Origin of the sequence: Pseudomonas sp. B21-019, assembly GCF_024749225.1 — a bacterium.
In the GTDB taxonomy this organism is placed as follows: domain Bacteria; phylum Pseudomonadota; class Gammaproteobacteria; order Pseudomonadales; family Pseudomonadaceae; genus Aquipseudomonas.
This window is the reverse complement of sequence record NZ_CP087193.1, coordinates 5424764-5440966: the sequence shown is the minus strand read 5'-3', so window position 1 is coordinate 5440966 and position 16203 is coordinate 5424764. Positions and strand designations below refer to the sequence as shown.

At 59.3% G+C, this 16203-nt stretch carries 14 protein-coding genes, 4 tRNA genes and 1 pseudogene; 10 read left to right on the top strand and 9 right to left on the bottom strand.

Features of this window, described 5'->3' with window-relative positions; translation table 11 throughout:
* Window positions 1-38: 38 nt before the first annotated feature.
* On the top strand, window positions 39-1139 hold the full coding sequence (gene thiO / locus LOY36_RS24395; RefSeq protein WP_258671194.1) for a glycine oxidase ThiO: 1101 nt from the start codon (window positions 39-41) through the stop codon (window positions 1137-1139).
* Window positions 1140-1158: 19 nt separating this feature from the next.
* Here thiO and LOY36_RS24390 read toward each other — a convergent pair whose 3' ends face one another.
* The 4 genes from LOY36_RS24390 to LOY36_RS24375 all read right to left on the bottom strand — a co-directional run bounded on the left by LOY36_RS24390 (window position 1159) and on the right by LOY36_RS24375 (window position 5467).
* On the bottom strand, window positions 1159-2505 hold the full coding sequence (locus LOY36_RS24390) for a sigma-54 dependent transcriptional regulator (RefSeq protein ID WP_019650972.1): 1347 nt from the start codon (window positions 2503-2505) through the stop codon (window positions 1159-1161).
* On the bottom strand, window positions 2502-4091 hold the full coding sequence (locus LOY36_RS24385) for a PAS domain-containing sensor histidine kinase (protein WP_258671193.1): 1590 nt from the start codon (window positions 4089-4091) through the stop codon (window positions 2502-2504). Before LOY36_RS24385 ends, LOY36_RS24390 begins: the two co-directional genes overlap by 4 nt.
* Window positions 4081-4314 carry a PP0621 family protein gene (locus LOY36_RS24380; RefSeq protein WP_007938406.1) on the bottom strand — a complete coding sequence of 78 codons (234 nt, stop codon included), beginning with the start codon at window positions 4312-4314 and terminating at the stop codon, window positions 4081-4083. Before LOY36_RS24380 ends, LOY36_RS24385 begins: the two co-directional genes overlap by 11 nt.
* Window positions 4315-4450: 136 nt before the next feature.
* Window positions 4451-5467, bottom strand: coding sequence for an outer membrane protein assembly factor BamD (locus LOY36_RS24375; protein WP_258671192.1), 1017 nt, complete (start codon window positions 5465-5467; stop codon window positions 4451-4453).
* Window positions 5468-5618: 151 nt separating this feature from the next.
* On the opposite strand from LOY36_RS24375, the gene rluD reads away from it, so the two are divergent.
* From rluD to LOY36_RS29185, 9 genes and pseudogenes are all read left to right on the top strand, one after another.
* A complete protein-coding gene (rluD, locus tag LOY36_RS24370; protein WP_007901932.1) occupies window positions 5619-6581 on the top strand; it encodes a 23S rRNA pseudouridine(1911/1915/1917) synthase RluD in 963 nt (320 codons plus the stop codon).
* On the top strand, window positions 6578-7300 hold the full coding sequence (gene pgeF / locus LOY36_RS24365; protein ID WP_019650975.1) for a peptidoglycan editing factor PgeF: 723 nt from the start codon (window positions 6578-6580) through the stop codon (window positions 7298-7300). Before rluD ends, pgeF begins: the two co-directional genes overlap by 4 nt.
* A gap of 130 nt (window positions 7301-7430) precedes the next feature.
* Entirely contained in the window at window positions 7431-9995 is a 2565-nt protein-coding gene (gene clpB, locus LOY36_RS24360) for an ATP-dependent chaperone ClpB (protein WP_019650976.1), read from the top strand.
* 317 nt (window positions 9996-10312) lie between these two features.
* Window positions 10313-10388, top strand: a tRNA-Asn gene (locus LOY36_RS24355).
* Window positions 10389-10397: 9 nt separating this feature from the next.
* Window positions 10398-10474 (top strand) — tRNA-Pro (locus tag LOY36_RS24350).
* A gap of 5 nt (window positions 10475-10479) precedes the next feature.
* A tRNA-Lys gene (locus LOY36_RS24345) sits at window positions 10480-10555 on the top strand.
* Window positions 10556-10650: 95 nt separating this feature from the next.
* A tRNA-Pro gene (locus LOY36_RS24340) sits at window positions 10651-10727 on the top strand.
* A gap of 150 nt (window positions 10728-10877) precedes the next feature.
* A pseudogene (locus LOY36_RS29190) lies at window positions 10878-11648 on the top strand (MCP four helix bundle domain-containing protein); the annotation flags it as partial.
* The gene (locus LOY36_RS29185; RefSeq protein WP_408981130.1) at window positions 11640-12503 is read left to right on the top strand and encodes a methyl-accepting chemotaxis protein; all 864 of its coding nucleotides are present in this window, start codon (window positions 11640-11642) and stop codon (window positions 12501-12503) included. The pseudogene LOY36_RS29190 and the gene LOY36_RS29185, both read left to right, overlap by 9 nt.
* A gap of 62 nt (window positions 12504-12565) precedes the next feature.
* Here LOY36_RS29185 and LOY36_RS24330 read toward each other — a convergent pair whose 3' ends face one another.
* The 5 genes from LOY36_RS24330 to LOY36_RS24310 all read right to left on the bottom strand — a co-directional run bounded on the left by LOY36_RS24330 (window position 12566) and on the right by LOY36_RS24310 (window position 16188).
* On the bottom strand, window positions 12566-12967 hold the full coding sequence (locus LOY36_RS24330; protein WP_138866324.1) for an EF-hand domain-containing protein: 402 nt from the start codon (window positions 12965-12967) through the stop codon (window positions 12566-12568).
* A 340-nt stretch (window positions 12968-13307) separates the two neighbouring features.
* Complete coding sequence (locus LOY36_RS24325) at window positions 13308-14606, bottom strand: NAD(P)/FAD-dependent oxidoreductase (RefSeq protein ID WP_019650979.1); 1299 nt, start codon at window positions 14604-14606, stop codon at window positions 13308-13310.
* Between the two features lie 60 nt (window positions 14607-14666).
* Window positions 14667-14840, bottom strand: a complete 174-nt coding sequence (locus LOY36_RS24320; protein WP_007938396.1) for a DUF3094 domain-containing protein — start codon at window positions 14838-14840, stop codon at window positions 14667-14669.
* Between the two features lie 161 nt (window positions 14841-15001).
* Entirely contained in the window at window positions 15002-15628 is a 627-nt protein-coding gene (locus tag LOY36_RS24315) for a DUF1780 domain-containing protein (protein ID WP_007938395.1), read from the bottom strand.
* Window positions 15629-15738: 110 nt separating this feature from the next.
* Window positions 15739-16188 carry a potassium channel family protein gene (locus LOY36_RS24310; protein ID WP_019650980.1) on the bottom strand — a complete coding sequence of 150 codons (450 nt, stop codon included), beginning with the start codon at window positions 16186-16188 and terminating at the stop codon, window positions 15739-15741.
* Window positions 16189-16203 lie beyond the last annotated feature (15 nt).

Here is a 16203-nt window from a genome sequence, read left to right as displayed (position 1 = left end):
TTTTGCGCCCTCTGTCTATTGAACGGTTGGATCAGAACATGAGCAGTGAACAGCAAGTGGTGATTGTCGGTGGCGGGGTGATTGGCCTGCTGACGGCGTTCAATCTCGCGTCCGAAGTGCAGAGCGTGGTGCTGCTGGACCGCTCGAACGTCGGTCAGGAGTCTTCCTGGGCCGGTGGCGGGATCGTTTCGCCGCTCTACCCATGGCGCTACAGCCCGGCGGTCACTGCACTGGCTCATTGGTCCCAGGATTTTTATCCACAACTGGCCCAGCGTTTGTTCGCTGCCACCGGTGTCGATCCTGAAGTGCACACCACCGGGTTGTATTGGCTGGACCTGGATGACGAAGCCGAAGCACTCGCCTGGGCCAAACGGGAGAACCGTCCGCTGCGGGCTGTGGATATCTCTGCGGCCCACGATGCAGTGCCGGTATTGGGCGACGGTTTTTCGCGGGCGATCTACATGGCCGATGTGGCCAATGTGCGTAATCCACGGCTGGTGAAGTCCCTCAAGGCCGCCTTGCTGGCGTTGCCGAACGTGACGATCCATGAACAATGCGAGGTCAGCGAATTTATCCGGGAAGGTTCTGCGGTGGTCGGGGTACAAACCTCGATGGGGGCCATTCGGGGTGATGAGGTGGTTTTGACGGCGGGGGCCTGGAGCGGTGACTTGCTGAAAAAGCTGGGCCTGGAGCTGCCGGTCGAACCGGTCAAGGGACAGATGATTCTCTACAAGTGCGCAGCGGACTTCCTTCCGAGCATGGTCCTGGCCAAGGGGCGTTATGCCATTCCCCGGCGCGACGGGCACATCCTGATCGGCAGTACGCTGGAGCATGAGGGCTTCGACAAGACGCCAACCGACACCGCGCTGGAAAGCCTGAAGGCATCGGCGGTGGAATTGATTCCGGCATTGGCGGATGCCGAGGTGGTGGGGCATTGGGCGGGGTTACGGCCCGGGTCGCCTGAAGGAATCCCCTATATCGGTCGGGTGCCGGGATATGACGGGCTCTGGCTCAATTGCGGGCATTACCGTAACGGGCTGGTGCTGGCGCCGGCGTCGTGTCAGTTGTTTGCCGATGTGATGCTGGGGCGGGCGCCGATTATCGACCCTGCGCCGTATGCGCCAGCCGGACGAATCTGACAGAAGAGCTGTTAACGGTTCAATCCAGCCCCAATTTCTTCAGCCTGTAACGCATCGACCGAAACGACAGATTCAATCGCTGGGCCGCCGCCGTGCGGTTCCAGCGGGTTTCTTCCAGGGCCTGGAGGATGAGTTTGCGTTCGACGTTTTCCAGATAGGCTTCCAGATTATCGATCTGTGTCAGGTCCGGCACGCCGCCGTCCGGGTTGCAGTTGCCTTCAGCCAGGCGCAGGTCGCTGGCTTCGATCTGTTTGTTCTCGCACAAGGTGTGAGCCCGCTCGAGCATGTTCTCCAATTCCCGCACGTTTCCAGGAAAGCGATAGTTTTTCAGCGCTTCGAGGGCTTGCGGGTGGAGTTTTGCTGGGGGTTGGCCAGTGCTGGCCGCCAGTCGCTTGAGCATATTGTTGGCCAGAAGCTCAATGTCGTCGCGGCGTTCGCGCAAGGACGGTACTCGCAGCTCGATCACGTTCAGGCGGTAGTACAGGTCCTGGCGAAAGCGTTCGGCGGCGACTTCGGCGTCGAGGTCTTTGTGTGTGGCGCAGAGGATGCGCACATCGACCACGGTTTCCTGCTGGCCACCGATGCTGCGAACGGCTTTCTCCTGAATCGCCCGCAGCAGTTTGACCTGCATTGCCAGCGGCAGGTCAGCCACTTCGTCGAGGAACAATGTACCGCCATGGGCGGCCTGGAACAGCCCGGGCTTGTCTTCGATGGCGCCGCTGAAACTGCCTTTGCGATGGCCGAAAAACTCGCTTTCCATCAGTTCTGACGGGATTGCCCCACAGTTCACCGGGACGAACGGTCGGCTGGCGCGCGGGCCTTGGTCGTGGATCAGTCGAGCGACCAGTTCCTTGCCGCTGCCGGACTCGCCACTGATGTACACCGGAGCCTGGCTGCGGGCCAGTTTGTCGATTTGTTTGCGCAGGTTGCGCATTGGCAGCGAGTCGCCCAGCAGTCGACGGTCGATGCCGCTGCTGGTGCCGCCTGGCGCTGGCAAGCTCAGGGCGCTGATGACCAGTTCGCGCAGGCGGGTGAGGTCGACCGGTTTGGTCAGGAAGTCGAAGGCGCCGGCCTTGAGGGCATTTATTGCTGTCTCCAGGCTGCCGTAGGCGGTGATCATCGCCACCGGCACTTGTGCATAGCGCTGCTGGATGTGCTGCACCAGCGCCAGACCGGTGCCGTCAGGCAGGCGCATGTCGGTCAGGCACAGGTCGAACGTATCCCGAGCCAGTAGCGCCTGCGCTTCTGCGAGGTTGCGTGCGCTGAAGGTGTCGAGTTTCATCCGTCCCAGGGTGATTTCCAGGAGTTCGCGGATATCCGGCTCGTCGTCGACGATGAGGATTTTTTGCCGTGGGCTCGTGTTCAACTTTGTTTCCGTCCGTGAGCAAAGGTGATGCGAAAGCAGCCGCCGCCTTGGCGTGATTTGAAGTCTAGGCGGGCTTGATTGCTTTCGCACAGCTCACGGGACAGATAAAGCCCCAGGCCAGTACCCTGGCTGCTGGTGGTGAAGAACGGTTCGAACAGGTGAGTACGCTGGTCCGGTGCAACGCCGGGGCCATCGTCCAGGACTTCCAGGGTCGGCAACTGGCTGTCCGGGTCGACAAACAACTCGAGCCAGGCCTGCGCCCGATCATGCTTGAGGGCGCTATGGCGCCAGGCATTGCGCAACAGGTTATCGAGAATCTGGGTCAGCTGATCCGGATCCATCAGGGTTTTGAAGTCTCCCGAACCGATGCGCAGGTGAATCTGCTGATGTTCTTTCGAGCCTTCGCGGGTTTCGGCGACGAAATGCTCCAGCCACGGCTTCAAATCGAGCCGTTGCGGCACGGTTTGCTGGCGACGGGACAATTGCAGGACGTTTTCGATTACCCGATTCATGCGCTGAGATTGGTCTTGAATAATCTGCGTCAGACGCCGGTCCGCGCCGTTCAGTTCCTCGGATTCCTGCAGTAACTGCGCGGCATGACTAATGGCGCCCAGTGGATTGCGGATCTCATGGGCAATCCCGGCGGTCAGGCGACCTAAGGCCGCGAGTTTCAGTTGTTGGGCCTGTTGGGCGATTTGGGCGAGGTCTTCGAGAAAAACCAGCGTCTGGTGGTGCGGGCTTTGGTCCAGGGCAATGAAGCTTGGTTGCAGCTCCAGGCCGTTGCTGGCGATCTGCAGGCTTTGCGGGCGCAACGTTGGATTGTTGAGCCACAGTTGGAGCCGCTCGACCAACGGTGTCGAGTAATCGTCGATCAACTGGCCGTCCAGTTTTTCCTGCCCCAGCAAGGTCAAGGCGCTGTGATTGGCCAGTTGCACCCGCCGCTGGTTGTCGAGCACCAGAATGCCCGTGCGCATGCGTTGCAGGATCAGTGCGTTGAGGGCTTCGAGACCGAGCACTTCACTGGCCCGCTGTTCGGCCAGGGTTTCGCTGACCTCCAATCGTCGGGTCAAGCCCTGCACCAGCAGCGCCGCGGCAAAACACAGGGCGCCGAGGGTGCCGATTTGCAGGTAATCGCTGGGGCTGGCGGGGTGGTTGAAGCTCAGGATGAAGCTCAAACCCACAATGCCAAGGGCACCGACCGCTGCGATCAGCAGACCGAAACGCCCGCGCAGCAAGGTATTGCTGATGGCCACTGAGACGATCAGCAAATTGCCGATGGCACTGGCCATGCCGCCTGCGGCATAGAACAGGCCGCACAGCAGCAGGACATCGACCAGCGCCAGGCCGAACAGCTGCGCGGGGCGCCGGGTGTTCCCCAGAAAGACCACCAGCAGGATATTCAGCACCAGGTACAACCAGCTGCCGTTGCGCAGCAGGTCGTCATTGGCGAACTTCAGCAACTGGTTGTCCATGTTGCTGGAGATCAACAGCACCAGGGTGATGCCGACGCTTAAGCGGTAGAGGTGATAGAGGCGCAGCAGTCGCTGGGCCTGTTTGTTGCCTGGGCTGGGCGTCTCAGCGATCACTGGAGCCCGGGCCTTGCTCAAGGTGAGCCTGGCTGCAATACCACTGTTGTTCGAGTTTCAACGCGCGGTCGCGGGGCAGGTGTACGCCGCAATGAGCACAGCGAACCATGGGCGGAGCATCTTGCTCGCGCGGCATATTGGCGACCGACGTCGGGCCCTTGAACTTGCGCCAGAACCATACGGCAGCGGCAATCAGGGCGATCCAGAACAATAGACGAAGCATGGTGAGCTGCTTTTTGATTAATGAATTGGCAGTTTAGCCAAGGACGGGTCAAGCGCACAGCGCAATACGCTCACCCTAAAGTCCGGCAATAAAAAAGGCGCCTCGAAAGGCGCCTTCCCGGTACAACATCCCCGCGTCAGTCGAACAGGCCGAAGGTCATGTGACTGAACCAGGAACGGTCGGTGTTGCTGGACTCGGGTTCCGGTTCTTCGATCACATCGCCGTTTTCATCTTTAGGCTTGAGCTCGTTCGGAATCGCGTCCTTGGCATCCTGGAACTGCTTCTGCACGTCCTGGTTGGCGCGGGTTTCGCCCGGCGGCAGTGGCGGACGGGATTCGATCAGGCCCAGGGTGGCCTTGCTCAGCCACGAACGGTTGTCGGCTTCGGCTACCCTCGGCACAAACTGACCGTCCACCAGGCTTGGGTGGTTCGGGTAGTTGAGTTTCAGGGTTTCGAGGCTGGTCGCAGCCAGTTCGTCCAGGTGCAGGCGCTGGTAGGCTTCGGTCATCACCGCCAGGCCGTCACCGACCGATGGGGTTTCCTGGAAGTTTTCCACTACATAACGGCCACGGTTGGCGGCGGCAACGTAGGCCTGACGGGTCAGGTAGTAGTCGGCAACGTGGATTTCATAGGCCGCCAGCAGGTTACGCAGGTAAATCATGCGCTGCTTGGCGTCCGGCGCGTAGCGGCTGTTCGGGTAGCGGCTGGTCAGCTGGGCGAACTCGTTGTAGGAGTCGCGGGCAGCGCCCGGGTCACGCTTGGTCATGTCCAGTGGCAGGAAGCGCGCCAGCAGGCCGACGTCCTGGTCAAAAGAGGTCAGACCCTTGAGGTAGTAGGCGTAATCGACGTTCGGGTGCTGCGGGTGCAGACGAATGAATCGCTCGGCGGCGGACTTCGCAGCCTCAGGCTCGGAGTTCTTGTAGTTGGCGTAGATGAGCTCGAGTTGAGCCTGATCGGCATAGCGACCGAACGGATAACGCGACTCCAGGGCCTTCAGCTTGGCTGTGGCGGCGGTGTAGCTATTGTTATCCAGATCGTGCTGAGCCTGCTGGTACAGCTCGACTTCGCTCAGGTTTTCGTCTACGACTTCCTTCGATGAGCAAGCAGCGGTCAATGCGAGGATGGCGATCAGCAGCAGGTGTTTCACTTGCATGGCGGCTTGCGTCCCTATGACGGCCGCTGTCTTGGGCGGGGCCGTCCTGTTATGATGAGTGCCCCGTTGAAAAGCCTCGGGGCAAAAGACGCCGTATTTAACCACAAGCGCGCAGCCGAAACCAAAGGCTGTGCCGACGCCTAGTCTGAGCATGTCCGATAAAATTGAACTTCGCGCAGAGGTGCCGTCCGAATTGGGCGGCCAACGCCTCGATCAAGTCGCCGCACAATTATTCGCTGAGCACTCGCGCTCGCGCCTTTCCGCCTGGATCAAAGACGGCCGCCTGACTGTGGATGGGGCGGTTATCCGCCCGCGAGACATCGTTCACGGTGGCGCCATTCTTGAACTGACTGCCGAGCAGGAAGCTCAGGGCGAATGGATCGCTCAAGACATTGAGCTGGACATCGTCTATGAAGACGACGACATCCTGGTGATCAACAAGCCCGCTGGCCTGGTGGTGCATCCGGCCGCCGGTCACGCCGACGGCACCTTGCTCAACGCCTTGCTGCACCACGTGCCGGACATCATCAATGTGCCCCGCGCCGGTATCGTGCATCGCCTGGACAAGGACACCACCGGTCTGATGGTGGTGGCCAAGACCATTCAGGCGCAGACACAGCTGGTCACGCAATTGCAGAGCCGCAGCGTCAGCCGGATCTACGAGTGCATCGTAATCGGTGTGGTGACGGCCGGCGGCAAGATCAACGCACCGATCGGTCGTCACGGCCAACAGCGCCAGCGCATGGCGGTGATGGAAGGTGGCAAGCAAGCCGTCAGTCACTACCGCGTGCTCGAGCGTTTCCGCTCCCACACTCACGTGCGGGTGAAGCTGGAAACCGGTCGTACGCACCAGATTCGCGTGCACATGGCGCACATCAACTACCCGTTGGTCGGAGATCCTGCCTACGGCGGTCGTTTCCGTATTCCACCGGCCGCCAGCGTGACCATGGTCGAATCCCTGAAGAATTTCCCGCGTCAGGCGCTGCATGCGCGGTTCCTGGAGCTGGATCATCCGACCACCGGTAAACGCATGAGCTGGGAATCGCCACTGCCGGATGACTTCGTCTGGTTGCTGTCGCTGCTCAAGCAAGACCGCGAGGCGTTCATCGGATGACCTGGCTGACGCCTGACTGGCCCGCGCCGGCCAGCGTCAAAGCCTGCGTTACCACCCGTGCGGGCGGCGTCAGTCTGGCGCCGTTCGACAGCCTCAACCTGGGCGATCATGTCGACGACAGCCCTGAAGCTGTCGCCGAAAACCGCCGTCGCCTCACCGATCGTTTCTCGATTCAACCGGCCTGGTTGCAACAGGTTCACGGCATTGTCGTGGCCCAAGCGGACCCAAACCTGGTAGCCACTGCCGACGCCAGCTGGACGGCAACACCCGGTATTGCTTGCACAGCTATGACCGCCGACTGCCTTCCTGCGCTGTTTTGCGACCGTGCCGGCACCCGCGTCGCTGCCGCCCATGCCGGTTGGCGCGGGCTGGCGGCGGGTGTGCTGGAAGCGACCCTCGACAGTCTGGCTGTACCGCCCGAAGACGTGCTGGTCTGGCTCGGCCCGGCCATAGGCCCTCAAGCCTTTGAAGTCGGCCCGGAAGTGCGCGAAACCTTCGTCCAGCAATTGCCTGAAGCCGCCCAAGCCTTCGTGCCGAGCCAGAATGCCGGCAAGTTCATGGCCGACATCTATGAGCTGGCGCGTTTACGTCTGGCCGCTCGCGGGGTTACCGCTGTTTATGGCGGCGGATTCTGTACCGTGACTGATCCTCGCTTCTTTTCTTACCGCCGCAGTCCACGCACCGGCAGGTTTGCCTCTCTGATCTGGCTCGAACGCTAGACTTCTCTGATCTACATCAACTGCACGACGCTTGAATCTCCCAGAATCGACCACATCTATAGCGGTATCTGGCAGGTTTCTTTATTCGGGATGTTTATAGGTCCGGCCTGCTCAAAAGGAAGGTGAACCCATGCGTATAGACCGTTTAACCAGCAAGCTGCAGTTAGCCCTGTCCGACGCCCAGTCCCTGGCTGTCGGCCTCGATCATCCGGCCATTGAACCGGCGCACTTGATGCAAGCCATGCTTGAGCAGCAGGGTGGTTCGATCAAGCCTCTGCTGATGCAGGTGGGTTTCGACGTCAACAGCCTGCGTAAAGAACTGACCAAAGCGCTCGATCAGCTGCCGAAAATCCAGAACCCGACCGGCGACGTGAACATGTCGCAGGATCTGGCGCGTCTACTGAACCAGGCCGATCGCCTGGCCCAGCAGAAGGGCGACCAATTCATCTCCAGCGAACTGGTGCTGCTCGCCGCGATGGACGAAAACAGCAAGCTCGGCAAATTGCTGCTCGGACAGGGCGTGAGCAAGAAAGCCCTGGAAAATGCGATCAACAACCTGCGCGGCGGTGACGCAGTCAATGACGCCAACCACGAAGAATCGCGTCAGGCGCTGGATAAATACACCATCGACCTGACCAAGCGCGCCGAAGAGGGCAAGCTCGATCCGGTGATTGGCCGTGACGACGAAATTCGCCGCACCATTCAGGTTCTGCAACGCCGCACCAAGAACAACCCGGTGCTGATCGGTGAGCCTGGCGTGGGTAAAACCGCGATCGCCGAAGGCCTGGCCCAGCGCATCATCAACGGTGAAGTGCCCGATGGCCTGAGAGGCAAGCGCCTGTTGTCTCTGGACATGGGGGCGCTGATTGCCGGTGCCAAATACCGTGGCGAATTCGAAGAGCGCCTCAAGTCTCTGCTCAATGAACTGTCGAAGCAGGAAGGGCAGATCATTCTGTTCATCGACGAATTGCACACCATGGTCGGTGCCGGCAAGGGCGAAGGCTCGATGGACGCCGGCAACATGCTCAAGCCTGCATTGGCTCGCGGTGAGCTGCATTGCGTCGGCGCGACCACGCTCAACGAGTATCGCCAATATATAGAGAAGGACGCGGCTCTCGAGCGGCGCTTCCAGAAAGTCCTGGTGGACGAGCCGAGCGAAGAAGACACCATCGCCATCCTGCGTGGCCTTAAAGAGCGTTACGAGGTTCACCACAAGGTGGCGATCACCGACGGCGCAATCATCGCCGCGGCCAAGCTCAGTCATCGCTACATCACTGACCGCCAGCTGCCGGACAAGGCCATCGACCTGATCGACGAAGCCGCCAGCCGCATCCGCATGGAGATCGACTCCAAGCCGGAAGTGCTGGACCGTCTGGAGCGTCGCCTGATTCAGTTGAAGGTGGAATCCCAGGCGCTGAAGAAAGAAAGCGACGACGCGGCGAAGAAACGTCTGGAAAAACTGCAGGAAGAAATCGCCCGTCACGAGCGTGAATATTCGGACCTCGAAGAAATCTGGAACTCGGAAAAAGCCGAAGTTCATGGTTCGGCGCAGATCCAGCAGAAAATCGAACAGTCCCGTCAGGAATTGGAAGCCGCACGCCGTAAAGGCGACCTGAACCGCATGGCCGAGCTGCAATACGGGGTGATCCCGGACCTGGAGCGCAGCCTGCAAATGGTCGACCAGCACGGCAAAAGCGAAAACCAGTTGTTGCGCAGCAAGGTGACTGAAGAAGAGATCGCTGAAGTCGTGTCGAAGTGGACCGGCATCCCCGTGGCGAAAATGCTCGAGGGCGAGCGCGAAAAACTGATGAAGATGGAAAGCCTGTTGCACCAACGTGTGATTGGTCAGGACGAAGCAGTGATCGCCGTCTCCAACGCAGTGCGGCGTTCCCGTGCCGGGTTGTCCGATCCGAATCGCCCGAGCGGTTCGTTCATGTTCCTCGGCCCGACCGGTGTCGGTAAAACCGAGTTGTGCAAGGCGCTGGCCGAGTTCCTCTTTGACACTGAAGAGGCGATGGTGCGGATCGACATGTCCGAATTCATGGAGAAACATTCCGTGGCTCGCCTGATTGGTGCGCCACCGGGATATGTGGGCTATGAAGAGGGCGGTTACCTGACTGAGGCGGTGCGTCGCAAGCCTTACTCGGTGATCCTCTTGGATGAGGTCGAGAAGGCCCACCCGGACGTGTTCAACATCTTGCTGCAAGTGCTCGAAGATGGCCGTTTGACCGACAGCCATGGCCGCACGGTGGATTTCAAAAATACCGTGATCGTCATGACCTCCAACCTCGGTTCGGTGCAGATCCAGGAACTGATAGGGGATCGCGAAGCGCAGCGCGCAGCGGTGATGGATGCGATTTCCACGCACTTCCGGCCGGAGTTCATCAATCGGGTCGACGAAGTGGTGATCTTCGAGCCGCTGGCTCGGGATCAGATCGCCGGCATTACCGAGATCCAGTTGGGTCGCCTGCGCAGCCGCCTGACCGAGCGCGAGCTGAAGCTTGAGCTGAGTCCGGAAGCGATGGATAAGCTGATCGCCGTCGGTTACGACCCGGTCTATGGCGCACGGCCGCTCAAACGGGCGATCCAGCGCTGGATCGAGAACCCGCTGGCACAGCTGATTCTATCGGGTCGTTTCATGCCCGGAGAGACCGCCAAAGGTGTGGTGGAGAACGACGAAATCGTCTTTGTCTGATCCCCGGTGGCAACAAAATGAAAGAGGCCTCGCATTGCGAGGCCTTTTTTTCGATAGGCTGTTGAACTCAAAGGAAAATGCTTGTAAAGTGCGCCCCGCAGTAAGTCACCCCGAAGGGGTTTCTGCTCCCCAAGCAGGAATCTGAAATAAGTTGCAAATCATTAACTTGAAAGCAATTTAGGGGGTTGACAGAGGTGCTTAAGATTGTAGAATAGCGCGCCTCAGACACACGAACGCAGCGATGCGAACGGGTCGAAGAGGTGAAGCAAGCTTCACAGTTGTAAATTGAAATACCAGTTGTAATTGAAATATGTAGTTCCGTGATAGCTCAGTCGGTAGAGCAAATGACTGTTAATCATTGGGTCCCAGGTTCGAGTCCTGGTCACGGAGCCAATTTCAAACCGGGGTATAGCGCAGTCCGGTAGCGCGCCTGCTTTGGGAGCAGGATGTCAGGAGTTCGAATCCCCTTACCCCGACCATTTTTGGGTCGTTAGCTCAGTTGGTAGAGCAGTTGGCTTTTAACCAATTGGTCGTAGGTTCGAATCCCACACGACCCACCATTTTTGAAACCAGTTAACGCTGGAATCGAATCTTAAGATCAGACGCCAAAAGCTCTGTTCGCAGAAGGCGCCTTTCAAAGGTGCCTTTTTTTTACCGGGGTATAGCGCAGTCCGGTAGCGCGCCTGCTTTGGGAGCAGGATGTCAGGAGTTCGAATCCCCTTACCCCGACCATATTAAAAATCCTCGTATCGAAAGATACGGGGATTTTTTTTGCCTGCGAAAAAGCAGATCGTTTCAAGTCATCGTACAACTTGCCGATAACGAGCTAACGGGGCACGGACAGGGCCTCCACTCCAGCCAATAAAAACAAAGGCGCTCGTTATGTTTCTTCGTCAGCTGAATATTGCCCCTCGCGCCGCGCTGGGTTTTGCCTTGATCGCGGTACTGGTGGCGTTGCTCGGGGTATTTGCACTGGGGCAGATGTCGAGCATTCGCGACAGCGAGGTGGCGGTGGAGACCCAATGGTTGCCGAGCATTCGCGGCGGTGACGAGATCCGCGAGCTCATGCTGCGCATCCGTACCATTTCCCTGCGCATGGCCCTGGATCAGGATCCGACGAACATCGCCACTTACCGCAGTCAGATGGACACGCGCGACAAGGAGTTGAGCGAGAAAATCGCCGCTTATGACAAATTGGTCACTACCCCTGAGGGCCAGGAGTTGTATGACCAGTTCAAAAAAACCTTCGCCGCCTACCGCAACGGCATCGCCCAATCCTTCACCCTCGCTGAGCAAGGGAAGCGTGACGAGCTGACCAAACTGCTGCTGGTCGACATGAAGACCGTTGTCGACGGTTCGGGCAAACAGCTCAACGATCTGGCGGAACTGTTCACCCGGCAAGTGGCTGCCGAGAGCCAGAAATCCCAAGAGCACTATGCCAGCTCCCGGATGATCGTCAGCCTGTTCATTGCCCTCGCGGCGTTGGCCACGGTCGGCCTTGCGATGCTGTTGACCCGCAGCATCGTCAAACCCTTGGCAGAGGCGTTGAACGCTGCGGAAAACGTGGCACGAGGCGATCTGACCCGTCCTATCGAAACCCATGGCAACGACGAAGTGAGCCGCTTGCTCAAGGCGCTGGCGACCATGCAACACAACTTGCGTGAAACCTTGCAGGGCATCAGCGGTTCGGCGGCGCAATTGGCGACGGCAGCCGATGAATTGAACGTGGTCACGCTCGACAGCACCCAGAATCTGCAACAGCAGAACAACGAGATAGAACAAGCGGCGACGGCCGTCACCGAAATGACCACGGCGGTGGAGGAGGTCGCACGCAATGCGGTTTCTACCTCCGATGCCACGCGCCAATCCAGTGAGTCGGCACACGTTGGTCAGCAGCGAGTGAGCGAAACCGTGAGAGCCATCAGCGCCCTTGCCAGCGACGTACAGACGACTGGCGGCTTGGTGCAATCGTTGGCCAACCAGTCCCAGGACATCGGCAAGGTGCTGGATGTGATTCGTGCCATTGCCGAACAGACCAACCTGTTGGCTCTTAACGCCGCCATTGAAGCGGCGCGAGCAGGCGAAAGCGGTCGAGGTTTCGCGGTGGTTGCCGACGAAGTGCGCGCCCTGGCGTACCGCACGCAACAATCGACTCAGGAAATCGAACAAATGGTTCAGGGCATGCGTACTGGCTCAACCCAGGCGCTGGACTCCATGCAAGCCAGCTCCTCGCGGGCAGCCAGCACCCTGGCGTTGGCTGAGCATGCGGGTGAGGCGCTGCAGACCATCACCGCCTCGGTTCACCAGATCCACGAACGCAACCTGGTGATCGCCAGCGCCGCCGAAGAGCAGGCGCAAGTGGCGCGTGAAGTTGACCGCAACCTGGTGAACATTCGCGATTTGTCGGTACGCTCCGCTGCTGGCGCCGATCAGACCAGCGCCTCCAGCCATGAGCTGTCGCAGTTGGCCAATTCGTTACGGACCATGGTGCAGCGGTTTCAGTTGTAAATCCGCCGGACGAAAAAAAGCCCCGCTCCTCGATGGAGAAGCAGGGCCTGGTCTTCATTGGCTTAGCTGTTGTCTTTCAGGTGCTCGAACAAGCCTTTTGGCATTTGTTTGCCATTGGCTTCGTAGCTGGCTTTCACATTGTCGAAAGCCTCTTGTTCCGAGATTTGACCATCGTGGTTAGTGTCGATCTTGTCGAAGTCGCCCTTGGGCGCCACTTTCAGGAACTCCGCACGGGACACCTGACCATCGCCATCGGTGTCGGTCTTGGCCATCGAGGCATCGCCGCACTTGCCTTCGCCACATTTGCCTTCTGGGGTTTTTACCGAAGTTTCGGCGGAGGCGACCATGTAGCCCTGGGTCAGTGGCTGCGCGGCGAATACGGAACCGGACAACATCAGGCCGCCGGCCAGGACAGCGCCGAGCAGGCCAACGGTGTTTTTGCTGAGAGTAGTGGTACGGGACATTACAAATCTCCTGGGTTGCACGACACAACCGTTCGATAAAGGACGCCACGTAGGTGCGGCGATGACCGAAGCAGGCGGTGCCTTGCTCGGGTGTGGCCATTTAGCGGGCGTGGTGTATCGCTACTGTGTCGTGCAAGGAGGGAGTTTGTAAGCGAAGGGGTGAAATCGTGGGGGAGATACAGTGAGACACAGAAGTGTTCACGGGGGTAGACCGAGGCGCCTGCATCGCGGGCAAGCCACGCTCCCACAGTTAATCTTTGTTGGCCGCATATTTGCGTACGACGCAGATCCTGTGGGAGCGTGGCATGCCCGCGATGAGGCCCTGACAGACGCCGAAAATTTAGTGCAGCTTGAGCCGTGGCTCGGTCCCACGCCCAATCTTGCTACCAAGCATCAACATCGCCGTACGGAACGCGCCATACAGTGCCATCTGGTGCATGCGGTACAGCGACACGTAAAACATCCGTGCCAGCCAGCCCTCGAGCATCACGCTACCGGTCAGGTTGCCCATCAAGTTACCCACAGCCGAAAAACGCGACAGCGAAATCAGCGAGCCATAGTCGGTGTATTTGTATTCCGGCAGGGCCTTGCCTTCGATCCGCAGTTTCAGCGATTTGGCCAGTAACGAAGCCTGTTGGTGGGCCGCCTGGGCGCGCGGCGGCACATTGCGGTCGCTGCCCGGTTGCGGGCAGGCCGCGCAGTCACCGAAGGCGAAGATGTTCTCGTCGCGGGTGGTTTGCAGGGTCGGCAACACTTGCAGCTGGTTGATGCGGTTGGTTTCCAGGCCATCGATGTCCTTGAGGAAACCCGGCGCACGAATCCCGGCGGCCCAGACTTTGAGGCTGGCGTTGATTACCTGGCCGTCGGCGGTAATCAGGCTGTCGGCGGTCACTTCGCTGACCGCGGCATTGGTCATGACGTTGACCCCGAGTTTCTCCAGGGTTTTATGCACAGGCCCGCCGATCCGTTCCGGCAGCGCCGGGAGAACCCGTGGCCCGGCTTCGATCAGGGTGATGTGCATGTTTTCCGGCTTGATCCGGTCCAGGCCATAAGCCGCCAGTTCATGGGCGGCGTTGTGCAGTTCCGCTGCCAGTTCGACCCCGGTGGCACCGGCGCCGACGATGGCCACGCTGATCTGTTGCACGGTGTCGGTCTGTCCGGCGTGCGCGCGCAGGTAGTGATTGAGCAGTTGCTGATGGAAGCGCTCGGCCTGTTTGCGGGTGTCGAGGAACAGGCAGTGTTGCGCCGCGCCTTGAGTGCCGAAGTCGTTGGTGGTGCTGCCGACCGCGATCACCAGCGAGTCGTAAGGCACTTCGCGCGCCGGCACCAGTTCCAGACCAGCTTCGTCATAAGTGGCGGCCAGCTGGATTCTCTTCTGTGCGCGATCGAGCCCGCTCATGCGCCCCAGCTGGAACTCGAAATGGTTCCATTTTGCCTGGGCAACATAGTTGAGTTCGTCTTCGGAAGAGTTGAGCGATCCAGCGGCCACTTCGTGCAACAGCGGTTTCCAGATGTGGGTCAGGTTCGCGTCGACCAGCATCACACTGGCCGTGCCGCGCTTGCCCAGAGTCTTACCCAGACGGGTAGCCAACTCCAGACCGCCGGCGCCGCCGCCAACGATGACAATACGATGAGTCATGGGGATATCTCGCAAGGCTAAAAGAAATCGGTGCAATTACCCGAGCGAGCGCGATGCAGCTCATAGCGTCAGGTAACTGATAAGTCGGCTCAACAGGCCCAGGCCAATGGTCACTGCCAACACCACCACCAGGAGCATCCACGGCCGGAAAGGCCGGCGCTCGACTTGGTGCTGGGACAGGTGCAGGTACTCTTCGACATGCTTCTGGTCGTCGGGGTTCAGGCGGCTGGTCATAAAGGCCTCGTCGGGTAGACGTTGCTGAATGTGCAGACGTTACAGCAGATTGTCTGCAAGCGTTGAACGGTGCATGTGGTTCGGGTGAACGATTGCGCTTTGTAACATTCGGCCAGTGATTGCGCCATCCTGTGCAGGGTTGCCGGTATCTGTGGCGGGACTCACAGGCTGATCCCGACATCGAAGACGATGCTGCGTCCCAGGTTGCTGCGCAGGAAATCCGGGGCGTCCGGGTGGGCGAAGAGCACGCGGGCGAAGGTCGGGCCGACCAGCGACAGCGAACGCCAGCCTTGACGCAGGTATTCGGTGGGGGGCGGGAAGTGGCTGTTGAGGTCCAGCACTTCGCGCTTGAGGCTGGCGAAGGCGATGATGTCCAGATCCCCCAGGTCCATGCCGCGCTCTTTGTAGTTGTGGGCTTTTTTGCGCAAGGTTGGCGCCAGTCTCAGCAGAAATTCATTAGCCGGGATCCGCCGGGGCTTGGCCTCGCGGCGCACCAGCTGGCTCAGGGAGAACGCGCTGCGCCGACGTTGCAGCTCATCACGCCATTCATCATTGAGGCGCCGGCCCTCGTCGAGCACGAAGAACACCTCGAAATTCGCGTCGCGAAACAGCACGTCCGGCGGCTCTCCGGCGGGGGCAAACTCGTCGGCGCGATAGGGAATGTTCAGACCTTGCAGCAGGCGCTGGCAAACCCAACGCTCACGCTCCCATTTGCGGGCATTGGAAAGGAACGTGTTGGCTTGCTCGGCCGCGATGGTCAGCAGGCGTAAATAATCTGAGTCATCCATAGGCCCAAGCTTAGCGTTCAAATGTGATCTGAATAATAAAGTCTGTCGCAAAAGAAAAAAGGCTGTCGCGATTTCTTCAGATAGAACCTTACCTGCTTTTTCTGACGTACCTATAGGTGTTCGCGCTGTTGTAGCCTTTCCATGCTGTGTTTGATGACATCCATCACCGCAGCGGTCATGACTGAGGTAGAGACACCAAACATCAGGATGCCGTTGGCGGCTTCCAGTGGGCCAAGCAGACGCCAGCGTGGGGACATGATGATATCGCCATAGCCCAGCGTGGCAAAGTTGACTGCCGAGTGATAGAGCGCAGTGGCGAATTCGTCGAATTCGTCGAGCAACATGAACAGGGTGGCCCAGATGACGATCTGCACGAAATTGCCGAGCAACATCAGCACCATGACCATCGACAGCAACAGGATATTCAGCCATTGCGATTCGCGATTTGGATGGGTATGCCTGAAATGCACGTAATGGCGCAAACAGATAGTTATGAAAACGGCTTGCATCAGCAGGCAGAACAGCATCACGGGGAGACCGGCGAGTAGATTCAACAGCATGGCGATATCCTCGGC

Excerpts from the sequence above, each read along its gene's own strand:
- thiO (WP_258671194.1), top strand. The coding sequence starts at position 39 with ATGAGCAGTGAACAGCAAGTGGTGATTGTCGGTGGCGGGGTGATTGGC.
- LOY36_RS24380 (WP_007938406.1), bottom strand. The coding sequence starts at position 4,314 with ATGCTTCGTCTATTGTTCTGGATCGCCCTGATTGCCGCTGCCGTATGG.
- LOY36_RS24375 (WP_258671192.1), bottom strand. The coding sequence starts at position 5,467 with ATGCAAGTGAAACACCTGCTGCTGATCGCCATCCTCGCATTGACCGCT.
- rluD (WP_007901932.1), top strand. The coding sequence starts at position 5,619 with ATGTCCGATAAAATTGAACTTCGCGCAGAGGTGCCGTCCGAATTGGGC.
- pgeF (WP_019650975.1), top strand. The coding sequence starts at position 6,578 with ATGACCTGGCTGACGCCTGACTGGCCCGCGCCGGCCAGCGTCAAAGCC.
- clpB (WP_019650976.1), top strand. The coding sequence starts at position 7,431 with ATGCGTATAGACCGTTTAACCAGCAAGCTGCAGTTAGCCCTGTCCGAC.
- LOY36_RS29185 (WP_408981130.1), top strand. The coding sequence starts at position 11,640 with ATGCAACACAACTTGCGTGAAACCTTGCAGGGCATCAGCGGTTCGGCG.
- LOY36_RS24330 (WP_138866324.1), bottom strand. The coding sequence starts at position 12,967 with ATGTCCCGTACCACTACTCTCAGCAAAAACACCGTTGGCCTGCTCGGC.
- LOY36_RS24325 (WP_019650979.1), bottom strand. The coding sequence starts at position 14,606 with ATGACTCATCGTATTGTCATCGTTGGCGGCGGCGCCGGCGGTCTGGAG.
- LOY36_RS24320 (WP_007938396.1), bottom strand. The coding sequence starts at position 14,840 with ATGACCAGCCGCCTGAACCCCGACGACCAGAAGCATGTCGAAGAGTAC.
- LOY36_RS24315 (WP_007938395.1), bottom strand. The coding sequence starts at position 15,628 with ATGGATGACTCAGATTATTTACGCCTGCTGACCATCGCGGCCGAGCAA.
- LOY36_RS24310 (WP_019650980.1), bottom strand. The coding sequence starts at position 16,188 with ATGCTGTTGAATCTACTCGCCGGTCTCCCCGTGATGCTGTTCTGCCTG.